We start from the raw sequence: 19,766 nt of genomic DNA, 5'->3' as shown, positions 1-19,766 counted from the left end.
TTTATAAACAATGAACATAAAATGAATAAATTTACCAGAAACCACGTTATTTTCTTGATATTTTTTCACTTTTGCCTGTATTTTAGCTTTGATAATCTGCATTTTTTAGCTAACTTAACCCTATTTAGCAACAACATTGAAACAAGGTAATTCATGAAAAGAACACTTGCTGCCACCCTAATCGCTAGCGTGACTACAATTCCAACAGTGAACGCTATCGAGATATTCAAAGATGAAAAGAATAGTGTCACGGTTGGCGGCTTTATCGATGCTCGAGTTATTAATACTCAAGGCGAGACTGAGTTGGTAAACGGCGCATCGCGTATTAACTTTGACTTTAAACGCCAATTAAAAAACAACTGGCAGGCTTTTGCACTACTAGAATGGGGCGTAAACCCAGTTGGTAGTAGTGATATTGTTTACAGCAATCGTTTCGAGTCAATACAAGATGAGTTTTTATATAACCGATTAGGTTATGTTGGCGTTAAGCACGATGAATACGGCCAAATTACCCTAGGAAAACAGTGGGGAGCATGGTACGACGTAGTATACAGCACCAACTATAGCCTAGTTTGGGATGGTAATGCCGCAGGTGTTTACACCTATAACAAAGACGACGGCGCTATCAATGGTACTGGTCGTGGTGATAAAGTGCTGCAATACCGTAATCAATTTGGCAAGCTGAGCTTTGCTGTACAAGCCCAGTTCAAATCTGATGATTTTTATACTTGTGATGTCGTTGACATTTCGAGCAGCTCATGTGAAACCCTGTTCAATCAAGGGAATAACGCGGCACAAATGGTAGAGTTTAATTCAACCTATGGCGCTTCACTGACCTATGCAGCCACTGAGAACCTGACCCTCACAGCGGGCGTTAACCGTGGCGAGTTTGATATAGTGTATGCTGCTGGTCGAAATCAATCGGTTAAAGATTTAATTTATGGCGTCGGTATTACCTATGGCGATTTCTATAAGCCTGGTTGGTATGCTGCTGCAAACATCAATAAAAACGAAAACCACGATACCGACAACTTAGGTCGCTTAATCAAGGATGCCGTTGGGTTAGAGTCGCTTATCAGCTACCGTTTTGATAATGACGTGCGTACATTTATCGCTTACAACGTATTTGACGCGGGCGATGACTATGTTATCCAACCAAACTTCAATGCCGATCCTAATGATGTCTTTAAGCGTCAATTTGCCGTGATAGGCGCGCACTACTTTATGTCTGAAGACACCATTTTGTACATTGAAGCGCGTAAAGATTTTAGTGACTTCTCAAGTGCCGATGCTGCGCAGGAAGCACAAATGTCACAAACCGAAGACGACGGTATCGCCATCGGTTTCCATTACACGCTCTAGTATTAAACGCTATAGTGTCAACCCAAGCGCATCAAAATGCATGAGCTTTGATGCGCTAAACACTGACCAACCACCTAGCTTCTGGGATGACACAGTGAGTCTACTCATCGTCGCAGTATTAGTATGTTTAACGACGCAATTAAAGCCTATATTAGTCGCTAGTACGCATTTGTTAAGCCTTGCTGCCACGCTAGAAACTTATTCGTTACCCTATCTGTATTCAATTTACTCACCCAGCTTGGGAGATGTGTTGTGAAGGTTTCAGAGTCGCTGAGACAAAAGGCAAGATATAAACGGTTTCTTTCCTCTTCCGTCCCAAAAAAACCTTGCCTGACTAATATTTCTAAACCCTGCACAGTTGCTTCAAATACATCCTCTCTGAATTTTTCATGCCAGTCAGGGTCTATTTCATAGTCTCCTTCATCATAGGCTTTAATTAGTTCATTATTAACGCTCGCAAACGCGGTACCATTGTCAAACTCATCCCACTCTGGTGGTGAAAATAGAAAGTCATTATCTTCACCATGGACAAAACTCTTTAAGCCATGGTGTGTAGCAACCGCGGCGCAGCGCGAATCAGCAGTGTCATGAGAAAGAATAGCGTAACCCAGTATTTCATCTTTACGATGTTTGGCACGGCTGGCAGAAAAAGATTCGCTCGCAGCAGCTGCAATCATTTTTGATAATTTATCCACGTCTAACATGTGAATCCTTGAGTAATTTAGTATCAAAAGGTTTATCAAGGCAAAGGGATGGAGTTGAGAATAGGAATTAGATGCCCACGAGGGGGATATAAAATGAGAAACAACGGTAAGGAAGAAGCTGCGCTAAAATGTGCATACAGCCTCCACACTTTAAGCCCTTACCTTATTCGTTGGCCATATCTTCTGAGTAAACCGTTACTCGATTTCTTCCACCTTCTTTCGACACGTACAAAGCGCTGTCTGCCGCCTCAATCCATTGCTCATGTTTTTCAAAAGACTCTTCGTACACGGCAACACCAAGGCTAACCGTTATCTTAATTTGTTGCTCATCGTAATAAATCGATGAATTTTCTATTAGCGAACGTAGTCTTTCAGCAAATGTGATTGCACCTTTTACATCCGTGTCGAGCAAAGTTACTGCAAACTCTTCACCACCGTAGCGACCTGCGGTATCTGTTTCTCGCAGTGTTTTACGCAACAAATCTGAAATATGGCGAATAGCCTCATCCCCACCGCTGTGACCATATTCATCATTAATACGCTTAAAGTGGTCAATATCAAACATAAGCAATGCACTTTGACCTTGATTACGCTTCAAACGCTTAAACTCTTGTTTTAAAGTTTCTTCCCAAAACCCGCGGTTATGTAACTGAGTTAAACTGTCTGTGCGGCTGATCTTCTCTAATTGTTTATTCAGAGACTCAAGTTCTAGCTTATTAATTGCTTCATCGGTTACATCATAAATAATCACACAGATATGCCCAACATCGCCTGTTACGGTAGTTAGTGGGATAAACGTTGCGTTCTGATACATATAATCCGCTTTACCCGTGATAGGTCGATAGTTTTTGAAACGGAAAATATACGGCTGCTGCTCCCAAATAGTAAATGAGCGATTTTTTAACACAAATACAGGCTCAGCTTTTGACCTAAACCATTGCTCATCAATACTTGGAAACAAATCAAAAATATCTTTGTCTTTGACGGCACTTGGTAATAAACCAGAATGATTTTCCATAAAGCCGTTCCAAATGCAGACCTTATAATCGCGATCAAGCACCACTAAGCCTACATCTACGGTGTTAAACATATCCATTAACCAATGGATTTCATTCATATCAAAATCGGCTGCAGGCATAGTTAATCATCCAATAAATAGGCTACTTTATATTTTAAGGTTTTAAGCGAGTCTTCCGTGAATAACAGCATAAGGTCACAATTAATGTTGTGATGCTCTATGCCATAGCTAATCTCAATCGCGAGTGTTCTTTGCCATCTCGCCTTGTTAGCTTTCACAAGCTCTGCAACATCGCAATGCTGACCAAGCACAACTGGGTGACCTTGGCTAAACGACATATCAAGCTGCCGTGATAGCCCTGTTAATATTGCACCGATCAAGATATTGCTAATATCCATTAATAGCTCAAGCTCAACCTTGGTATTAAGTTCGCCATGATAATTCATCAAAGACGCGATTTCTTTAAAACTTGAGTCATTGAGTAAGAGCAACGCCTCTCCAGAAACACCACCGCCAATAAAACCTTGGCAAACACCCGACGTAGTTGCACTAGCATCAATGGCTTGCAGTGCCATATGTAACTCGTTGACTTCGAGTACGTTAACGTTTGGAATGGGTAATTCGACAAATACGTTGAGTAACCGTGCCAGCAAATCGCCGGCTTGTCCCATAGCTACGTTGGTAAGTTCTTGATAGATATCACGGATCTCTGGGTCTAGCTGCTCACCAAGTTTATGAACTAAGCTTTCTCGAATAGCTTTATCTTTTATCCCATGATGTTCGATAATTTCAGCAAGCTTAGCTGCATCGCAAGGCTTTCGAATAAAGTCTATAGCGCCGAGCTCAATCACTCGTTGATGTGCGTTGGGCTGAATATCCCCGGAAACAACGACGGTAAGTACCGACAACCCCTGCTCAGTAATGGCTTGCAGCACTTCATAGCCATCCATTTGTGGCATGTTAAGGTCGAGAAATAGAATCTCTGGAGAGAGTGCTTTTATTTGCTTGATACAATCGAGTCCATTCTCTGCAAATTCTACTTTAATATCCCAGTCGTCCGGCAGTGAACGCGCCAGCTGCCGACGGGCAAGTTTTGAATCGTCACAAATTAGGACTAATGTTGACATACAAGCTCTCTTTCTGTTTCCCATGCGTATCGGCACGATGCCGGGAAGTTTTAGTTATAATTATGAGATAAAAGCTTAAAATTGCGACACATGGTAGTAAAACAACGCCACATTTACAATCTAAATGTCACTTAAGCTTGGTTAGTTACTGTCAGTATAATACACTCGAAACAATTAAGTTAACCTCAAAAGGAATACATTATGCTGAAAACTTTAGTTTTGGTGGGTGGATTGTTTAGCGCAGTATCTGTGGCTTACGATTTACCAGAGAATACGCTGGATATAGGTAAAGTAAAAGCAGACGGAAAAGCGGTAGTACTACTTGGAAAAGGTGTAAAGCAAGGTCAAGCCGCCCCAGATTTTAAGGTTGCCGACGCCGATTTCACTCCGGTTTCACTAAAAGATTTTGAGCATCGCGCCGTTTTAATCAGCGTTGTACCTAGCCTAGACACTGGCACTTGCAGCCTACAAACAAAGCACTTTAATGAAAAAGTAGCGAGTCAATTTCCAGATGTCGCTATGTTAACTATCAGTGCAGACTTACCTTTCGCGCAAAAACGCTTCTGTAAAGCTGAAAATATCGACAAAGTTAAAACACTATCAGACGCCGTGTGGCATTCTTTCGGTGAAAATTATGGTTTGTTGATTAAAGATATGGGCTTGCTTAGCCGAGCGATTTTTGTATTAGATAAAGAACACAAGGTTGTTTACAAGCAGCTGGTAGAAAACTTAGCAAAAGAGCCAGACTACAAAGAAGTCGTTGGCGCACTGAAGCGTCTATAATATATCTCTATGCGCTCGTAGATAAACACAAAAAAGCCGGTCACTTAACCATGACCGGCTTTTTCAATTCGTTATACCAATTTACTTAATTGATTTTACTTTTGTAGATCTAGCATTAGCTTGTTAAGACGACTTACAAAGCCTGCTGGATCTTTCAGGCTACCACGCTCTGCAAGCATTGCTTGGTCTAGTAGCACTTCTGCCCACTGTCCAAACTTGTCTTCGTCTTGCTCGTTATTTAAATGCTTAACCAATTGGTGCTCTGGGTTTAGCTCAAATACCGGCTTAGACTCAGGCACGGCTTGACCTACCTGCTCCATTAGCTTTTGCATTTGCGAGCTCATGTCATGATCGTCTGCAACCACACACGCTGGAGAGTCTGTTAGGCGGTGCGTAAAGCGTACTTCTTTCACTTTATCGCCAAGTGCTGTTTTCACGCGCTCAACTAAGCCTTCAACTTCTTTCTCACTTTCTTCGTGCGCTTTCTTCGTTTCTTCGTCATCCATATCACCTAAGTCAAGATCACCACGCGTGATTGACTGAAGTGGCTTCTCGTTGAATTCAGTGAGGTGGCTCATCATCCACTCGTCAACGCGATCTGACAGTAACAGAACTTCAATACCTTTCTTACGGAAGATTTCAAGATGCGGAGAGCTCTTTGCTGCTTCAAAGCTATCAGCCACAACATAGTAAATCTTATCTTGGCCTTCTTTCATGCGCTCAATGTACTGCTCAAGAGAAACATTTTGCGTTTTCTCATCAGTATGCGTAGAGCTAAAGCGCAATAGTTTCGCAATAGCATCTTTGTTTGCGAAATCTTCAGCTGGACCTTCTTTGATCACATTACCAAATTCATTCCAGAATGCTTGGTAATCTTCTGGTTTGTTTTTGCCCATGCGCTCAAGCATTTTAAGTACGCGAGACGTACAGCCTTTACGAATAGCTTGAGTGATCTTGTTATCTTGTAAGATCTCACGAGATACGTTGAGTGGTAGATCGTTAGAATCTAGTAAGCCTTTAACAAAGCGCAGGTAGCTCGGCATAAACTGCTCTGCGTCATCCATAATAAATACGCGTTGTACATAAAGCTTAAGCCCAGCTTGACGTTCACGATTATATAAATCGAAAGGTGCCTTTTTAGGGATGTAAAGTAAGCTGGTGTATTCAGTTTTACCTTCTACTTTATTGTGTGCCCAAGTGAGTGGCTCTTCCCAATCATGACCAACATGCTTATAAAACTCTTTATATTCCTCTTCGCTGATCTCTGATTTATCGCGAGTCCAAAGTGCAGTGGCTTTGTTGATAGCTTCCCACTCGCCAGGTTGCGCTTCAATTTTCTCGCCATCTGGGCCTTCAGATTCAGGAACTGGGTCTTTATAAAGTTCAACAGGAATTGAAATGTGATCCGAGTATTTAGTCACAATACCGCGAAGACGGTAAGTTTCAAGGAACTCACTTTCCTCTTCACGAAGATGTAGTGTGATCTCTGTACCACGCTCTGCTTTTTCAATTTCAGCAATTGTGAAATCGCCTTCACCTTGCGATTCCCATTCAACTGCTTCTGACTCACCCGCTTTACGCGTACGAACCGTTACTTTATCAGCAACAATGAATGCAGAATAGAAACCAACACCGAATTGACCAATCAGCTGCGAGTCTTTTGCTTGGTCGCCTGTTAGGTTTTTAAAGAAATCAGCTGTACCAGATTTTGCGATAGTACCAAGTGAACTGATCACTTCGTCACGCGTCATACCAATACCATTGTCAGAAATGGTGATGGTTTTTGCATCTTTGTTTACGCTTAAGCGAACACGTAGCTCTGCATCGCCTTCATAAAGATCGCCATTTTGCAAAGCTAGGTAACGTAGTTTGTCAGCTGCGTCTGAAGCGTTAGATACTAACTCGCGTAAAAAGATCTCTTTATTTGAGTATAAAGAGTGGATCATTAGGTTTAGTAATTGTTTGACTTCTGTTTGAAAGCCTAATGTTTCTTTTTGAGCTGCGGACATTGTTCTCTCCAATATAAGCAATTAATGCAGTGTTCTTACCAATATGCTAGGTATATGGGGGAGGAGAGAAAACTTTCAAGAGACTGAACAAAATTTTTAACAAGCCGCCCTGCTTTTTGGGTTAAACGATCAAAAATCAGGGCTTTTGACAACAAGAGCTAGATTAGAGTTTCTTCCGCCCACTAAACGCATGCATCAGCGTCATACCGTCTACCAGATCTAACTCACCGCCAACTGGCATACCGTGAGCAATACGAGACGCTTCAACTTGATATTTGTGACATAACTCGGAAATATAATGCGCCGTTGCCTCACCTTCTACCGTTGGGTTGGTCGCTAAGATAACTTCGTTAATATTGCCAGCACTTAGTTTACGCTCAAGAACATCAAGGCCAATTTCATTGGGACCAATACCATCCAAAGGTGATAAATGTCCCATCAGCACAAAATATAAGCCGTTAAATTGCCCTGTTTGCTCTATCGCCAATACGTCCGTTGGTGATTCAACTACGCAAAGCAGTCCTGTGTCTTGCCGCTTGATACTTTGGCAAATATCACACACCTCAACTTCACTAAATGTTCGGCAGCTTGAACAGTGACCAATAGCTTGCATCGCATGAGTCAGGCTCTGCCCTAGTTGACTGCCACCCTCTCTGTCTCGCTCTAATAAATGAAAGGCAATACGCTGCGCAGACTTAGGCCCAATGCCAGGTAAACAACGCAGCGCTTCAATAAGCGCCGTTAAACTTGGTGATAATTGCATAAATTCGTTTCTTGTGGTCAATACAGTACAACAGCACTGATAATAATGCCGAAATGATAAGGGATATTGCTATTGATTTAAAGCCTGATCCTATTTCACTCTCTGCTATACATTTTTCCTTTTGAAAGCACATTCTTCGTGAATTTCCCAACAATTCGACTCAAATGCTTGCAGCAAAAGCGTATTCACTCGACAATAGTTAAATTCCCGATAGTAAGTACAATAAGACAACTGTCGGGCCCACTTCTCGAACTAGGTAGAGACCACATAATGAAAAAAACGATAATAGCAAGTGCGCTTACAGCCATCATGCTGACGGCTTGCTCTGAGCCACAAGTAACAACAAGTGAAACCAAACAAGCAGAAAATGTGGCAGTAGCTACAGGTAAGGCAGAACTTGGTAGTTTTGGTGTTGACCTCAGTGCACGTGACGAAAGTGTAAAACCTGGCGATGATTTCTTTATGTACGCCAGCGGCACTTGGTACAAAAACTACGAAATGCCAGCAGACAAAACGCGTTTTGGTGCATTCTCAGCACTTGCTGAACGCAGCGAAGAACAAGTAAAAACCATTATCGAAGAAATAGCTAACGGTAAAAATCTAAATGCCGAAGAGCAGCTGATCGCCGATTTTTACAATGCTTATATGGATGTGGAAACCCTAAATAAGCTGGGTATTACACCTATTCAACCACTACTCGCTGACATTGACGCCATTAGTAACACTGACGGTCTCACCAAAGCATTTGGTCAATCTTGGTTAACTGGCGTAAAAGCGCCGATCGGTGGCGGTATGTGGTTTAACCGTCTAGATCCAAATAAATATGAGATGTCGATGGGTGCTGGCGGACTTGGACTACCAGACCGCTCTTACTATTTAGAACAAGCTGAGCGTTTTGTTAAAACTCGCGAAGCATACGTTGCACATATTGCAGATATGCTTAAATTTGCGGGTAAAGACAAGCCGACTGAGCGCGCAGAAGCCATTCTAGCCCTAGAAACCAAAATTGCTGAGGGCCATTGGCCACGTGAAAAACGCAGAAACCGCGACCTCACATTAAATCAAGTCAAACGTGACGAGCTAGCAACACAGTACCCAGGCTTTAATTGGGATGTATATTTTGCTGAAACGGGCTACAAAGTGCCTCAACTAAATATCTCTCAGCCTGAGCCGATTAAAGCGATGATTGCACTTATCAACTCTGAAGACTTGGCCGTTTGGAAAGACTACCTAACCTATCATGCCATTAGCGGCAATGCATCGCTACTGTCTGAAGATATCTTCAATACTAACTTTGAATTTTATGGCAAGCATTTAAGTGGTCAGCAAGAGCCGCGCGCTCGTTGGAAACGCGCAATCAGCGAAATGTCTGGTACTACTTCGCTTGGCTTTGCAATTGGTAAGGTTTACGTTGCCCGTTACTTCCCTGAGTCTTCTAAAAAACAAATGTCAGAATTGGTTGAAAATCTACGCACCGCCCTTGGTGAAAGGATTGAAAGCTTAGACTGGATGGGCGAAGAAACGAAAGTAAATGCTCAGGCAAAACTTGCCGCATTTACGCCTAAGATTGGCTACCCCGACAACTGGCAATCGTTTGATGGGCTAACCCTAACCCGCGATAACTTAATGACAAATGTGAAAAACTTACGTGAGTTTTTCCGTAATGATAGCATCGCTAAAGAGCTTGAAAAAACCGATCGTAACCGCTGGGGCATGACACCACAACGCGTTAACGCTTACTACAACAGCTCGTTTAATGAAATCGTTTTCCCAGCGGCAATTTTACAACCGCCATTCTTCGACCCAAATGCAGATCCAGCAGTAAACTACGGCGGTATTGGCGCGGTGATAGGCCATGAAATGGGCCACGGCTTTGACGACCAAGGTTCTAAATCAGATGCCAACGGTATTCAGCGTAACTGGTGGACCGATGCCGATCGCGCTGCTTTCGAAGAAAAAGCAGACAAGCTCGCAGCACAATACAACAAATATGAGCCTATTGAAGGTAACTTTGTGAACGGTCGTAACAGCCTTGGTGAAAACATCGGTGATGTGGGTGGCCTTGCGATGGCTTATCATGCCTATCAGCTGAGCCTAAACGGCAAAGAAGCACCGGTGATTGATGGCTTGACTGGCGACCAACGTTTCTTCCTTGCTTGGGCACAAGTATGGAAAGAAAAGCGTACTGAGCAAAGCATGCTAAACCAGCTACGCGCAGGTACACACGCACCGGGTCAATTTAGAGCCCTTGCGCCTCGCAACCATGATGCATGGTACAAAGCGTTTGACGTAAAACCGGGCGACAAACTTTACCTTGCACCAGAAGAGCGCGTTCGTATCTGGTAGTAACTTAAATCCCCAGAGCATAACCTGCCGTCACTGGCAGGTTATGCTGTTTTAACGTCGCGTAATACGCTTTTGCTTGGTTAGGTATGCACCGCACAATCCGCTCAAAAACCCAAAAATATGACTTGAACTACTCGTCTGTGCAGAAAAATCAAACAACGTCGCTAAAAAGCTAATATTGGCATAGTAAGTCAAGACCAACAGCGCCATAAAACTAACGATGCCAAGCACATCGCGATTAAAAAGTGCAGCCCCAAGCAGTAAACCAAAATACCCCATCACAATACCTGACGCACCAATGTGATTAGCGTGCCCAGCAAATAGCCACACCAAAAGCCCCGTAGCAACTACAATAAAGAGCGTTGCTCGCTTGAACCTCGGTAATCTCGCTGCCAAATAACCGCTAATACTTAAGCCGAGCAAATTACTCAGCAAATGTCCCCAGCTGCCATGTATAAAAGGTGCAGTTAATACCCCACTTAAATGATCGACATTGTGCGGTACAATCCCAAGACGATAGACGGGAAGGCCAAAAATACCACCCAACACCTGTACGAGGCACATCACCACCATGGCGTACAAAACCAGCTTAAAATTGTCAGGGAAGAGTAGCGCTCGCTTACTCATATTACTTCCTTATAACAGATAAAAAAATAGCGCCTTATTAAGCGCTATTTCGAATAGATTTGCAAACTCAGCCCCAGTGAACTTTACATACTTAGTGTTGTAGTTACGATCCGTCAGCCTTCATAGGATTAAGATGCGACCTTTGGGAGAAATGAAATATCCACATGGTATTTGCTTGGGTTTCCTTCTTCAATTAACACCGTTATCTCTTCTCGGTCTATGTGGTTGCTTGGATCAAACCATATATTATCACTATTAAAAATATGCAATTGCGATGTTGCGGGGTTTCTCCATTGTGCACAAATTTGGTAAGGATTTTTGCCGTTAAACTCTATTCTGCGGTTAACTTCAACACTCTGAAACTTAGCCACCACAGGTGTTCCTTTTTCTTTTAGATACTTCACTTTCTTATTTTTTGACGCGCCAAATAAGATAATTGAAAGTCCAATAAGAAAAAATACGGAGCCCATTCCTGCCACAATCATAACCCCGCCCCATAGCGAGAACGTATCGTTAATTTCAGCTTTATCGATTGAATCTTCTAGATAAGCGACACTAACAACCTCTCCTATTGAGTAACTGTTCGGGCCGCCCCCGGTAGAGGACACAAACTCCACTATTTCGCCATTTTTAGTGCGGAATTTAACGAACGGAGTATAGGTATCCGAGTCTTCAGACTGGGAACGAATAAGGTCTATCACTGTGCCTTCGGTAATAACTGCACGGTCTAGAAAGTCTTGTGTACTGTTGTACATTACAAGTGACCCGATTAACAGTGCGGCCCCTATTAGAGTGAAGATATATTTGACTATCATGAGCAACTCCTTTTTGCTTGAATGTTTGTAAATCATATATGCATAGCATGCACAACACGTTTTTGGATCAGACTAAACTAGTTTGACCTAGAGGGTAGATGTTATTTACGTGGCGAGAATAGATTGAAGCAAGCGACTTCACTTGGATTGATTTACAAGTTATATCGTTACGGCGATGCTCATTCCCTGACCAAACATCGTATCTTTTGCGGCCTATTAGACCGTTTTTTATCATCAAATACAAGTGTCTTTGACAACGTTTTCGGTGATACAAATAAAACTTAAACCTAACACCCATTGCGGTTTCAACAGCATTGCTATCCGGTTATATAATTATTTAATCCAAGATAACCAATAAAATCTCACCATGGCGTACGGGCAAAATAGAGAGACAAATAATCTATCAACGCCCTCACGGTTGGAGACATATACTTTCTCGAAGAATAGAGCACGTATATATTCATATCGTTTGGCTTCCAATCAGGTAGTACCAGCTTAAGCTCACCAGATTTGATGTAGCGGTTAACCAAATAAGTGGGTTGAATTGCCAGACCAGCGCCATTTAACGTTGCGTGCAATAAGGCGGTCGCCTCGTTCGCAGTTAAACGGCAGTTTACCGCTACCGACTGCTGTGAGTTACCTTTGCGCAAATGCCAGATATGCTGCTGAAAGTTCTTATACCCGAGACACAAGTGCTCAGCTAGGTCATCAGGTTTTTTGATTTCACTTGCATTCGCAAGGTACTGTGGGGACGCCACGATAACTGAGCTACATACTGCAATTGATTTACCAATTAAAGAAGGGTCCGGTGCAGAGGCAATACGAATAGCAAGATCTATCTGACTCTCAGTGAGATCGGCCACAGAATCTTGCAAATCAATGTCAATATTCACATCAGGATGTGCTGACATAAACTGTTGAATAGCGGGCACGAGTTGAGAAAAGCCAAAAGACATACTGGTTGCTAGTCGAACCGTACCAGACAGTTTGCCGCTGGTATCCGCCAAGCCGGTTATGGTGTCGGCTTGCCTCAGCCACTGTCTCACTTCTTCCAAGCAGGACTCCCCTGCTGTCGTTAAAGACACTTTTCTCGTGGTGCGATGTAATAAACGAATGTTTAGCCAGCTTTCCATTGCTTCAATGTACCGAGTTACCATAGGGCGAGACATATCTAGCCTGTCAGCCGTCGCGGTAAAGCTACCCGTGATTGCAACGTCGGCAAATACCTTAGCAGCGATGAGTCTATCCATATATTTGCTCGATTTATGAAACAATGATGTTTAGTTTGGCATGTTTTTTTGAACCTATCAATTTCATATCATCTGCTCCGTACTAAACCTAAAGAGGCAAAAGATATGAAACACCTAACGTTGATAGCAGCATCAATTTTATTCGCAAGCAATGCGATTGCAGCAAACACCGCCCCACTTACACTGGATGTTTATAACGCTGACAAAAACAGCTTCCACGTTAACTCAACACTGGTGATTGGTGAGAGTGAAGTGATGGTCGTAGATACGGGTTTTACCAAAGCGGATGCACTACGCATAGCTGCCAAAGTGCTCGACAGCGGCAAACCCCTAAAAACGATTTTTATCAGCCAAGCTGATCCGGACTATTATTTTGGCGCGGAAGTACTACACACTTTGTTCCCAGAAGCTAAGATCCTAACCACAGCGGCCGTAAAAGCAGTGATTGAAGAAAAGCTCGCGGGTAAATTAGCATTTTGGACACCAAAAATGGGCGCGAATGCTCCTGTAAAACCGTACATCCCAACAGTTGTAGAGGGAAATACACTCTTTGTAGATGGGCACAAAATAGAGATCCACGGCACGCAATCAGAGCTAGCGCACCGCCCCTACTTATGGATCCCGTCAAGTAAAGCAGTTCTGGGCAATGTTGCAGTCTACGGTAATGTGCACTTATGGATGGCTGATGCGCAATCCCAACGCAGTCAACAAGCGTGGAGTCGACAATTAAAAGAGTTAAAAGCACTCAAGCCAGAGATTGTAATACCTGGTCACATGAAAGCAGGCACCAAACTTGATACAAGTACCATAAGCTACTCGCAGCAGTATTTAAGCGACTTTAGTCAGGCAAAAAGCAGCAGTAAAAATAGCGCTGAGCTGATTGATAGTATGTCTGCACGCTACCCTGATGCAGGATTGCCTATGGCGTTGGGTATTGGTGCTAAGGTACATATGGGAGAGATGAAATGGTAAAAGTGCACTACTTCTTCGACCCCATGTGTGGCTGGTGTTACGGTGCGACTTCACTGTTGGATGCGATTGCAGCCAACAGTGACCTCAAGCTTGAACTGCATCCTGGAGGTATGATTGCCAACCAATCTATAGAGAAAGCGTTCCGCAACCACATTCTCACAAGCGATGCGCGTATAGCCAGCATAACAGGCGCGCAGTTTGGCAAAGGTTACATCCAAAGGGTGAATAGTAACGATCCGATGATCCTTGACTCATACATCACCGCCCGTGCCATCATAACCGCTGAGCAATTGGGCATAGCGCCACTTAACATGCTTAAAACTATTCAGCATGCCCACTATATAGAGGACAAACAGGTTAACCGAGCTGAGGCTATAGAGGAGCTAGCCGTTGAGCTTGGGCTAGATAAAAACCACTGGCAACGAGCTATGCTGGCAAACCAAGGGGCTGAGCAAACAAAAATCGTGCAAAGCCGCCTATTAATGCAAAAGCTTCAAGTTACTGGCTACCCCACCCTTATCCTTGAAAAGCATGAGAAACAGATAAAGCTTCCGCATGCTGCCTATTACGGTAAGCCCGATGCTTGGCGCCAGCTAATTGATGACTATATACACTAGTTCTATGACAAGCTTTGGGGTTGAAGTTGGAGCTACTGGTTACTCTAATGCGAGCCCCAAAAGGGGCTGTCGGCATATCCGCTACACAACTTTGACGTTGTCACACCAATTTGCATTTAGATTGCAACTAACCTTGCCTCTGAATTACCTAACTTTTTGGAATTGCCAATCCTTTAATTCGATAATGGACATGCTTTTATCAGCGGTTAGTTCATAGAACTTACCCGGCCTAAGTTCAACTATAAATTCATTATCTGCTTGTCCACTGTAAATCTTGCTCTGTAAATCCCCCCAAGCAAGATGCAAATTGCCGTCTCTCTGTTTAATAGTCAACCGTCCAACATCCGTGTTTTCGTATACACCTTCAAGTAATGACTTAAGCGAAGGTGATATGCTCCGGCGTTTTGACAAGTCTTCTCTTTTAGCGGCAAGTTCTGCCTTTGCTTTCTCGACATAAACAGCAAGATCAGTCATCTCCTCTTGATGGAATTCAATAAGCTTACTCACATCTTGATTAGTTAACATTTTATAAGCGATTTCAGTTATTCTGCCATTTAACTCATTTGCAATGAGCCCACTTTCGTTATGAACAACAACGACACCAAGATTTTTTTCGGGAGCGTAAGATACTTGAACAGAAGCGCCATCAAATCCCCCTGTGTGCATTAACACACTTTCACCAGCGACTTTTGAGTGCATCCATCCCCATCCATAGCCGGAAAAATAGCTCTCAATATCACTAACCAGTAGTTGTTGAGACGCTCTTACAACCGACTTGGAAAACGCTGAGCGCTCTACATTTATTGGTAGCAAGTGGGTTATCAACTTACCCCAATCATTTGGTCTGGCAAAGATACCCACTGAATACAAAGTCGCATTGTTTTTATTCATATAAATCTCAGATTGACCACTTCGAAATTTATATGAATATGAGCTTGGAATAGGCCAATTTTGCAATCTCGCTTGGTCAACATCTGCTGTTGAATTTTTCATTCCTGCAGGTGAAAGCACTAGCTCTTTAATCGCGTTGGGCCATCCTCCTTCATAGTTCTCATCAAACCATATTGCTAAAAGATTGTACCCAAGGTTTGTGTAACCAAACTCACCTTTTTTAATTTTCGGGTGCTGTTTTAGCGAGGAAACAAAATGAAGTCGTTGCTTTTTATCATGGTTTCCAGTGTAAGAAAAAGTCCATGTCATCGCGTCATTGGTTAATCCAGAGCGATGAGACAATAAGTCTCTGACTGAGTAGTTGTCAGGATTGATATAAGAAAACTTAACGTTTGGAAATAGCTGCCTCAACGTAGAGTCCTTAGAAAGCAAACCTTCTTTTTCAGCCTGTAATGTCGCCAGCCCCATTATCGCTTTAGTTGTCGAAGCGAAGTAGTAAACCGAATTTGTATCGACAGGGAGCTGCTTTTCAACATTCGCCATACCAACGTGAACTTCGTGAGTAATTTTACCATCCTTAATCAATACAACGGATGTGCCTGAAGCCGACTTAGTCATGGATTTGGCTTTAACAATAAAGTTGTCTAAAGGCGTATATTCTGACGCGACACTGACCGAGCTGATGAAACAAAGTAAATAAACTAAGCAAGCAAAAGTTTTACTAGGCATGTAATTCCCTTTCGAATAGATAAGTGCTGCATTGTGCGTTATAGTGTACACAATATCACCGTACGCAATAACGCACAACGTAATGAAAGTTAAATCGGTAATTTCCAAAAACCTAGGTGTTAGATTAAAAGACATCAGAAAAGAGAGAGGCCTAAGCCTTGATAAATTGGCCAACATGACCGGCATCTCCAAGGCGATGTTAGGACAAATTGAAAGGTTTGAGTCTAGTCCAACAGTTGAATTATTGTGGAAGTTGGCGCAGGGTATTGGCATAGAGTACACAATGTTACTAGATTCGAGCGACCCGCAGAATTCGAATAACTCTATCAACCAAGAAGGCTCTATATTTGCTCCTGTTTATTCATCTAACGGGAGCAAAAATACCGAGGTGTTTGTCATTTCTCTCATTCCAAATGATGAACACTTAAGAGAGCCGCATGATAATGTTGCCGAAGAACTTGTTCATGTTCTAGAAGGTCAACTTGAAGTTTTTTATGACGGTGTTTGGCACCTCCTTAAAACTGATCAGAAAACCAAGTTTAGTGCTGCGCAAAAGCATGGTTATAGAGCTTTAGATTCTGCTACAAAGTTTATTAACGTCATAGTTTATAAGTGAATTTCATTTTAACGAATTTTTGCCGATTGGCTTGACCCTGTAACACATTTTGTGTAACTGCCAGTTTTAAATAACATCTTTTAATCGGTCTTCGAATTCGATCATAAATCGATTTAAGGCCGATTTCCAATTTCTTATCGGCATCGTCCATTTTTTAGATGCCTGCTCAATAGCCAAGTAAACGACCTTTTTAGCCGAGTCATCATGCGGGAACAGCTTACGCTTTTTGATGGCTTTACGGATAACTGAGTTCAGCGATTCAATGGCATTGGTAGTGTAAATAGCTTTTCGAATATCTTCGGGGTAATTAAATAAGGTGCTGACGTTTTGCCAATTATTGCGCCATGAGCGAGATATATTAGGGTACTTGCTATCCCAGCGTTGCTCGAACTGTTCTAAGGCCATTAAGGCTTCGTCTTCAGTTACTGATTGGTATATGCGCTTTAAATCAGCCGTGATGGCCTTGTAGTCTTTCCACGGCACGAACTTCAATGAATTACGCACCATATGTACGATACAGAGCTGAATTTGCGTATCTGGATAAACGGTATTAATTGCATCAGGGAAGCCTTTAAGGCCGTCAACACAGGCGATAAGGATATCTTTAACGCCACGGTTTTGAAGTTCTGTTAGCACGTTTAGCCAGAACTTAGCGCCTTCGTTCTCTGATATCCACATGCCAAGCAGTTCTTTGTGGCCTTCTATATTAACACCTAAGGCTAAGTAAATGGCCTTATTGATGACTTGCTTATCTTGGCGAACCTTAACAACTAAACAGTCGAGATAGACGATTGGGTAAACAGCATCAAGTGGCCTAGCTTGCCATTCTACGACGTGAGCGATAACGGCATCTGTGACACGAGAAATCAGTGTTGGTGATACGTCAGCGTCATACATTTCTTTGAACGTAGAAACGATTTCACGGGTCGTCATGCCTTTGGAATATAGATACAAAATCTTGTCGTCCATTGACGTGAAGCGAGTTTGGTTCTTTTTAACCAGTTGCTGCTCAAAGCTAGCATCTCGGTCACGAGGTGTATCTAATTCAACTTCACCATCTTCGGTTCGAATGGTTTTAGCTGAATAACCGTTTCGGGAATTTTGTTGCTCAGACTGCTCATGACGAGCATACCCAAGGTGTTCATCTAATTCAGCATTGAGTGCTGCTTCAACCGTCACCTTGGTTAACATTTTACGAAAGTCAGTTAAATCTGCTTCTGACTTAATTGATTTAGCAGCTTGCTTAGCAAACGCTTCCAGTTCTTTCTTATTCATCATTGCCTATCCTAAACCCTTTTTAAGGATTAATAATAGGCAGTTACACAGATTTAGTTACAGAGTCGACATTATGTCATTAGCGGATAGTATTACGTAGCATCATGCTAGATGCGAGACTTGCCCTCAAGCTATTACTGGGTAGCTTACTTTCATTTGATAACAGTGAGTTCTTGTAGGTCTTAAAATTAGAAGGTTCGAGCAAGTGACCTGTGTTACTGCGTTTTTTCTCTTAGCTTTTTGGAACTCGCTCTTGCTATCGATATTTTCTTAGCTCGTTCATAAATCTTAGCTTTGAAGCTACCAACTTGGTTATGCATCCTAAACAGTGTAACCATAAGATAGATTATCCATCCCGCGAAAAAACCAAATAACATTGCGATGTACTGCAAAGGTAATGCGTGATGAGCATTGTAAAATAGTACAAAAACAGAAATCACAGCAAAGCAAATAGTTATGATGAGAAATACCATCATATAGCCTCTTAATTCAAGTATTTGCTCGTTTAATCGCTCTCTTTCAGTAGATGACACTTTATCTATCGCCCCAAAATCATTCAAATCTTTATAGATAGTAAATAGCTGTGGTAAAGGAAGTAAAAAAAGCGATATTGCAACCCACGGCGATTTCGTGACGACTCCACCTACAAACGAAAAAATAACGCTACAGACAATACTGAAAGTGCCTGCTATAACAAGTCCTGTTAGCCAATATTTGCGTGCGCTATTTTTACTCTTGATCATAATGACTTTATGCTTCACTAATAATTGCTTCAATAATATCTTGATCCACTTCAGCAAGTTGAATTTTGTCCGCTAGCCAAGTTGACATTTTCGTATACAAGTCACCTTCATCAATACTTCCGTCACTAAACAAAACTTGTATCTTAGTTGATAATTTTAACTCATCACCTCGTATCTCACCACCACCTTTAAGCTTAACTTTTAGCTCATCTTTATCAAGATGCCTGAATGCTCCTGTCAGCTGATCGAGCACTTTTTGTCCTTTTTTAGTCGTGGTTCTATTGTAAGTCACTTCAATATTTACTTTTAAATTAGCATCATCCAAAGCCTCATCGAGTGCAGAAGAATTTATTTGACCAACGTTTCTTAAGAATGAAAAAAACTCTGCACCAATAGTTTTAGGGCTCAAGTGAAGACTTTTTATTTCATTATGCTTTTCTTCAAAGTCGACGATTTTTGTGTCTGAATCCTGGGGAGGTTCAAATAGTACATCAGATCCTATTACAAGACTTTTTACTTCCTGTTTTTTTAGTTTTTTCTTTGCTTCTGATGAAACTTGGTCGCACAAAACAATACTGGATGAAATAATGTTCACGGTATTCATTAAAAACCAATTTAAGTGGCTTTCAAGTTCCTTCGTTTTCAAAGTTTGATTACCAAGAACAATCATATGATTGTTGTAAACACCAAAATAAAGAACAGAGTTTAAGAATTCAGATTCTTGATCTGATGAATCTGAGACTTCAGTCAATTTCTTTATATCATCAGGCTTTAGAGATTTAAGTTGATACGCCTTAGCTTGCTCATTTAATGTAATTATCATTTGGCTAAGCCCTGCTTCGTACTGAACCAGTTGGCACATCAACATATTACCACTGTAACGACTATGTTTATTTAAAAAACGCTTTTTCTTTTGGTCATCTGTTAAATATTCTTGCCTATTTATGACAAGGTGCAAGCCTTTGCTCTCATCTTCTAATGCACTTTCTAGCATTTCTTGCAATGTTAATGTTGTTTGTGATGTTTTCGCTAGCTTGTAATGAATTGTTCTGCTTCTCTTATCCTTGCTCATACAGGTCTCTCTATAATAAACAGCTGTAACATCATATTTTGCTATCT

At 42.0% G+C, this 19,766-nt stretch carries 18 protein-coding genes; 6 read left to right on the top strand and 12 right to left on the bottom strand.

Annotated elements, in window-relative coordinates; genetic code table 11:
* Positions 1 to 153 precede the first annotated feature (153 nt).
* Positions 154 to 1,362 carry a porin gene (locus L1D50_RS12075; RefSeq protein WP_128726510.1) on the top strand — a complete coding sequence of 403 codons (1,209 nt, stop codon included), beginning with the start codon at positions 154 to 156 and terminating at the stop codon, positions 1,360 to 1,362.
* Between the two features lie 158 nt (positions 1,363 to 1,520).
* Here L1D50_RS12075 and L1D50_RS12070 read toward each other — a convergent pair whose 3' ends face one another.
* The 3 genes from L1D50_RS12070 to L1D50_RS12060 all read right to left on the bottom strand — a co-directional run bounded on the left by L1D50_RS12070 (position 1,521) and on the right by L1D50_RS12060 (position 4,211).
* Positions 1,521 to 2,066 carry a DUF4303 domain-containing protein gene (locus L1D50_RS12070; protein ID WP_128726509.1) on the bottom strand — a complete coding sequence of 182 codons (546 nt, stop codon included), beginning with the start codon at positions 2,064 to 2,066 and terminating at the stop codon, positions 1,521 to 1,523.
* 163 nt (positions 2,067 to 2,229) lie between these two features.
* The gene (locus tag L1D50_RS12065; RefSeq protein ID WP_128726508.1) at positions 2,230 to 3,204 is read right to left on the bottom strand and encodes a diguanylate cyclase; all 975 of its coding nucleotides are present in this window, start codon (positions 3,202 to 3,204) and stop codon (positions 2,230 to 2,232) included.
* Between the two features lie 2 nt (positions 3,205 to 3,206).
* Positions 3,207 to 4,211: a response regulator gene (locus L1D50_RS12060; protein ID WP_128726507.1), complete on the bottom strand. Its 1,005-nt coding sequence runs from the start codon at positions 4,209 to 4,211 to the stop codon at positions 3,207 to 3,209.
* A gap of 201 nt (positions 4,212 to 4,412) precedes the next feature.
* Here L1D50_RS12060 and tpx point away from each other — a divergent pair, with 201 nt between their 5' ends.
* On the top strand, positions 4,413 to 4,994 hold the full coding sequence (gene tpx, locus L1D50_RS12055) for a thiol peroxidase (RefSeq protein ID WP_138524299.1): 582 nt from the start codon (positions 4,413 to 4,415) through the stop codon (positions 4,992 to 4,994).
* A 95-nt stretch (positions 4,995 to 5,089) separates the two neighbouring features.
* On the opposite strand, the gene htpG is transcribed toward tpx, so the two are convergent.
* Together htpG and recR are read right to left on the bottom strand one after the other, a co-directional pair.
* Positions 5,090 to 7,003, bottom strand: a complete 1,914-nt coding sequence (gene htpG / locus L1D50_RS12050; protein WP_010606422.1) for a molecular chaperone HtpG — start codon at positions 7,001 to 7,003, stop codon at positions 5,090 to 5,092.
* 163 nt (positions 7,004 to 7,166) lie between these two features.
* Positions 7,167 to 7,766 carry a recombination mediator RecR gene (recR, locus tag L1D50_RS12045; RefSeq protein WP_010606421.1) on the bottom strand — a complete coding sequence of 200 codons (600 nt, stop codon included), beginning with the start codon at positions 7,764 to 7,766 and terminating at the stop codon, positions 7,167 to 7,169.
* A gap of 270 nt (positions 7,767 to 8,036) precedes the next feature.
* On the opposite strand from recR, the gene L1D50_RS12040 reads away from it, so the two are divergent.
* Complete coding sequence (locus tag L1D50_RS12040) at positions 8,037 to 10,112, top strand: M13 family metallopeptidase (protein WP_128726504.1); 2,076 nt, start codon at positions 8,037 to 8,039, stop codon at positions 10,110 to 10,112.
* 51 nt (positions 10,113 to 10,163) lie between these two features.
* On the opposite strand, the gene L1D50_RS12035 is transcribed toward L1D50_RS12040, so the two are convergent.
* The 3 genes from L1D50_RS12035 to L1D50_RS12025 all read right to left on the bottom strand — a co-directional run bounded on the left by L1D50_RS12035 (position 10,164) and on the right by L1D50_RS12025 (position 12,804).
* On the bottom strand, positions 10,164 to 10,739 hold the full coding sequence (locus L1D50_RS12035) for a rhomboid family intramembrane serine protease (RefSeq protein ID WP_239966103.1): 576 nt from the start codon (positions 10,737 to 10,739) through the stop codon (positions 10,164 to 10,166).
* A 128-nt stretch (positions 10,740 to 10,867) separates the two neighbouring features.
* Positions 10,868 to 11,554 (bottom strand): DUF3592 domain-containing protein, encoded by a 687-nt coding sequence (locus L1D50_RS12030; RefSeq protein ID WP_239966102.1) that lies wholly within the window; start codon positions 11,552 to 11,554, stop codon positions 10,868 to 10,870.
* A 362-nt stretch (positions 11,555 to 11,916) separates the two neighbouring features.
* Positions 11,917 to 12,804 carry a LysR family transcriptional regulator gene (locus L1D50_RS12025; protein WP_239966101.1) on the bottom strand — a complete coding sequence of 296 codons (888 nt, stop codon included), beginning with the start codon at positions 12,802 to 12,804 and terminating at the stop codon, positions 11,917 to 11,919.
* Between the two features lie 105 nt (positions 12,805 to 12,909).
* On the opposite strand from L1D50_RS12025, the gene L1D50_RS12020 reads away from it, so the two are divergent.
* Positions 12,910 to 13,776: an MBL fold metallo-hydrolase gene (locus tag L1D50_RS12020; protein ID WP_239966100.1), complete on the top strand. Its 867-nt coding sequence runs from the start codon at positions 12,910 to 12,912 to the stop codon at positions 13,774 to 13,776.
* Positions 13,770 to 14,393, top strand: coding sequence for a DsbA family protein (locus tag L1D50_RS12015; RefSeq protein ID WP_239966099.1), 624 nt, complete (start codon positions 13,770 to 13,772; stop codon positions 14,391 to 14,393). The genes L1D50_RS12020 and L1D50_RS12015 overlap by 7 nt, the downstream gene beginning before the upstream one ends.
* Before the next feature lie 144 nt (positions 14,394 to 14,537).
* On the opposite strand, the gene L1D50_RS12010 is transcribed toward L1D50_RS12015, so the two are convergent.
* Complete coding sequence (locus L1D50_RS12010; protein ID WP_239966098.1) at positions 14,538 to 16,013, bottom strand: serine hydrolase; 1,476 nt, start codon at positions 16,011 to 16,013, stop codon at positions 14,538 to 14,540.
* 82 nt (positions 16,014 to 16,095) lie between these two features.
* On the opposite strand from L1D50_RS12010, the gene L1D50_RS12005 reads away from it, so the two are divergent.
* The gene (locus L1D50_RS12005; RefSeq protein ID WP_128726497.1) at positions 16,096 to 16,629 is read left to right on the top strand and encodes an XRE family transcriptional regulator; all 534 of its coding nucleotides are present in this window, start codon (positions 16,096 to 16,098) and stop codon (positions 16,627 to 16,629) included.
* Positions 16,630 to 16,695: 66 nt separating this feature from the next.
* On the opposite strand, the gene L1D50_RS12000 is transcribed toward L1D50_RS12005, so the two are convergent.
* The 3 genes from L1D50_RS12000 to L1D50_RS11990 all read right to left on the bottom strand — a co-directional run.
* Positions 16,696 to 17,904: an IS256 family transposase gene (locus tag L1D50_RS12000; protein WP_128726550.1), complete on the bottom strand. Its 1,209-nt coding sequence runs from the start codon at positions 17,902 to 17,904 to the stop codon at positions 16,696 to 16,698.
* Between the two features lie 215 nt (positions 17,905 to 18,119).
* Entirely contained in the window at positions 18,120 to 18,647 is a 528-nt protein-coding gene (locus L1D50_RS11995) for a hypothetical protein (protein WP_128726496.1), read from the bottom strand.
* Between the two features lie 7 nt (positions 18,648 to 18,654).
* The coding region (locus tag L1D50_RS11990; protein WP_239966097.1) for a hypothetical protein at positions 18,655 to 19,766 on the bottom strand (1,112 nt) is incomplete at its 5' end.

Origin of the sequence: Pseudoalteromonas sp. Isolate6, assembly GCF_022398435.1 — a bacterium.
Taxonomy (GTDB): Bacteria; Pseudomonadota; Gammaproteobacteria; order Enterobacterales; family Alteromonadaceae; genus Pseudoalteromonas; species Pseudoalteromonas galatheae.
This window is presented reverse-complemented; position numbering and strand designations above follow the sequence as displayed.

Bases quoted from the DNA above. Each gene is read 5' to 3' on its own strand.
- L1D50_RS12075 (WP_128726510.1), top strand. From the start codon at position 154: ATGAAAAGAACACTTGCTGCCACCCTAATCGCTAGCGTGACTACAATT.
- L1D50_RS12070 (WP_128726509.1), bottom strand. From the start codon at position 2,066: ATGTTAGACGTGGATAAATTATCAAAAATGATTGCAGCTGCTGCGAGC.
- L1D50_RS12065 (WP_128726508.1), bottom strand. From the start codon at position 3,204: ATGCCTGCAGCCGATTTTGATATGAATGAAATCCATTGGTTAATGGAT.
- L1D50_RS12060 (WP_128726507.1), bottom strand. From the start codon at position 4,211: ATGTCAACATTAGTCCTAATTTGTGACGATTCAAAACTTGCCCGTCGG.
- tpx (WP_138524299.1), top strand. From the start codon at position 4,413: ATGCTGAAAACTTTAGTTTTGGTGGGTGGATTGTTTAGCGCAGTATCT.
- htpG (WP_010606422.1), bottom strand. From the start codon at position 7,003: ATGTCCGCAGCTCAAAAAGAAACATTAGGCTTTCAAACAGAAGTCAAA.
- recR (WP_010606421.1), bottom strand. From the start codon at position 7,766: ATGCAATTATCACCAAGTTTAACGGCGCTTATTGAAGCGCTGCGTTGT.
- L1D50_RS12040 (WP_128726504.1), top strand. From the start codon at position 8,037: ATGAAAAAAACGATAATAGCAAGTGCGCTTACAGCCATCATGCTGACG.
- L1D50_RS12035 (WP_239966103.1), bottom strand. From the start codon at position 10,739: ATGAGTAAGCGAGCGCTACTCTTCCCTGACAATTTTAAGCTGGTTTTG.
- L1D50_RS12030 (WP_239966102.1), bottom strand. From the start codon at position 11,554: ATGATAGTCAAATATATCTTCACTCTAATAGGGGCCGCACTGTTAATC.
- L1D50_RS12025 (WP_239966101.1), bottom strand. From the start codon at position 12,804: ATGGATAGACTCATCGCTGCTAAGGTATTTGCCGACGTTGCAATCACG.
- L1D50_RS12020 (WP_239966100.1), top strand. From the start codon at position 12,910: ATGAAACACCTAACGTTGATAGCAGCATCAATTTTATTCGCAAGCAAT.
- L1D50_RS12015 (WP_239966099.1), top strand. From the start codon at position 13,770: ATGGTAAAAGTGCACTACTTCTTCGACCCCATGTGTGGCTGGTGTTAC.
- L1D50_RS12010 (WP_239966098.1), bottom strand. From the start codon at position 16,013: ATGCCTAGTAAAACTTTTGCTTGCTTAGTTTATTTACTTTGTTTCATC.
- L1D50_RS12005 (WP_128726497.1), top strand. From the start codon at position 16,096: ATGAAAGTTAAATCGGTAATTTCCAAAAACCTAGGTGTTAGATTAAAA.
- L1D50_RS12000 (WP_128726550.1), bottom strand. From the start codon at position 17,904: ATGAATAAGAAAGAACTGGAAGCGTTTGCTAAGCAAGCTGCTAAATCA.
- L1D50_RS11995 (WP_128726496.1), bottom strand. From the start codon at position 18,647: ATGATCAAGAGTAAAAATAGCGCACGCAAATATTGGCTAACAGGACTT.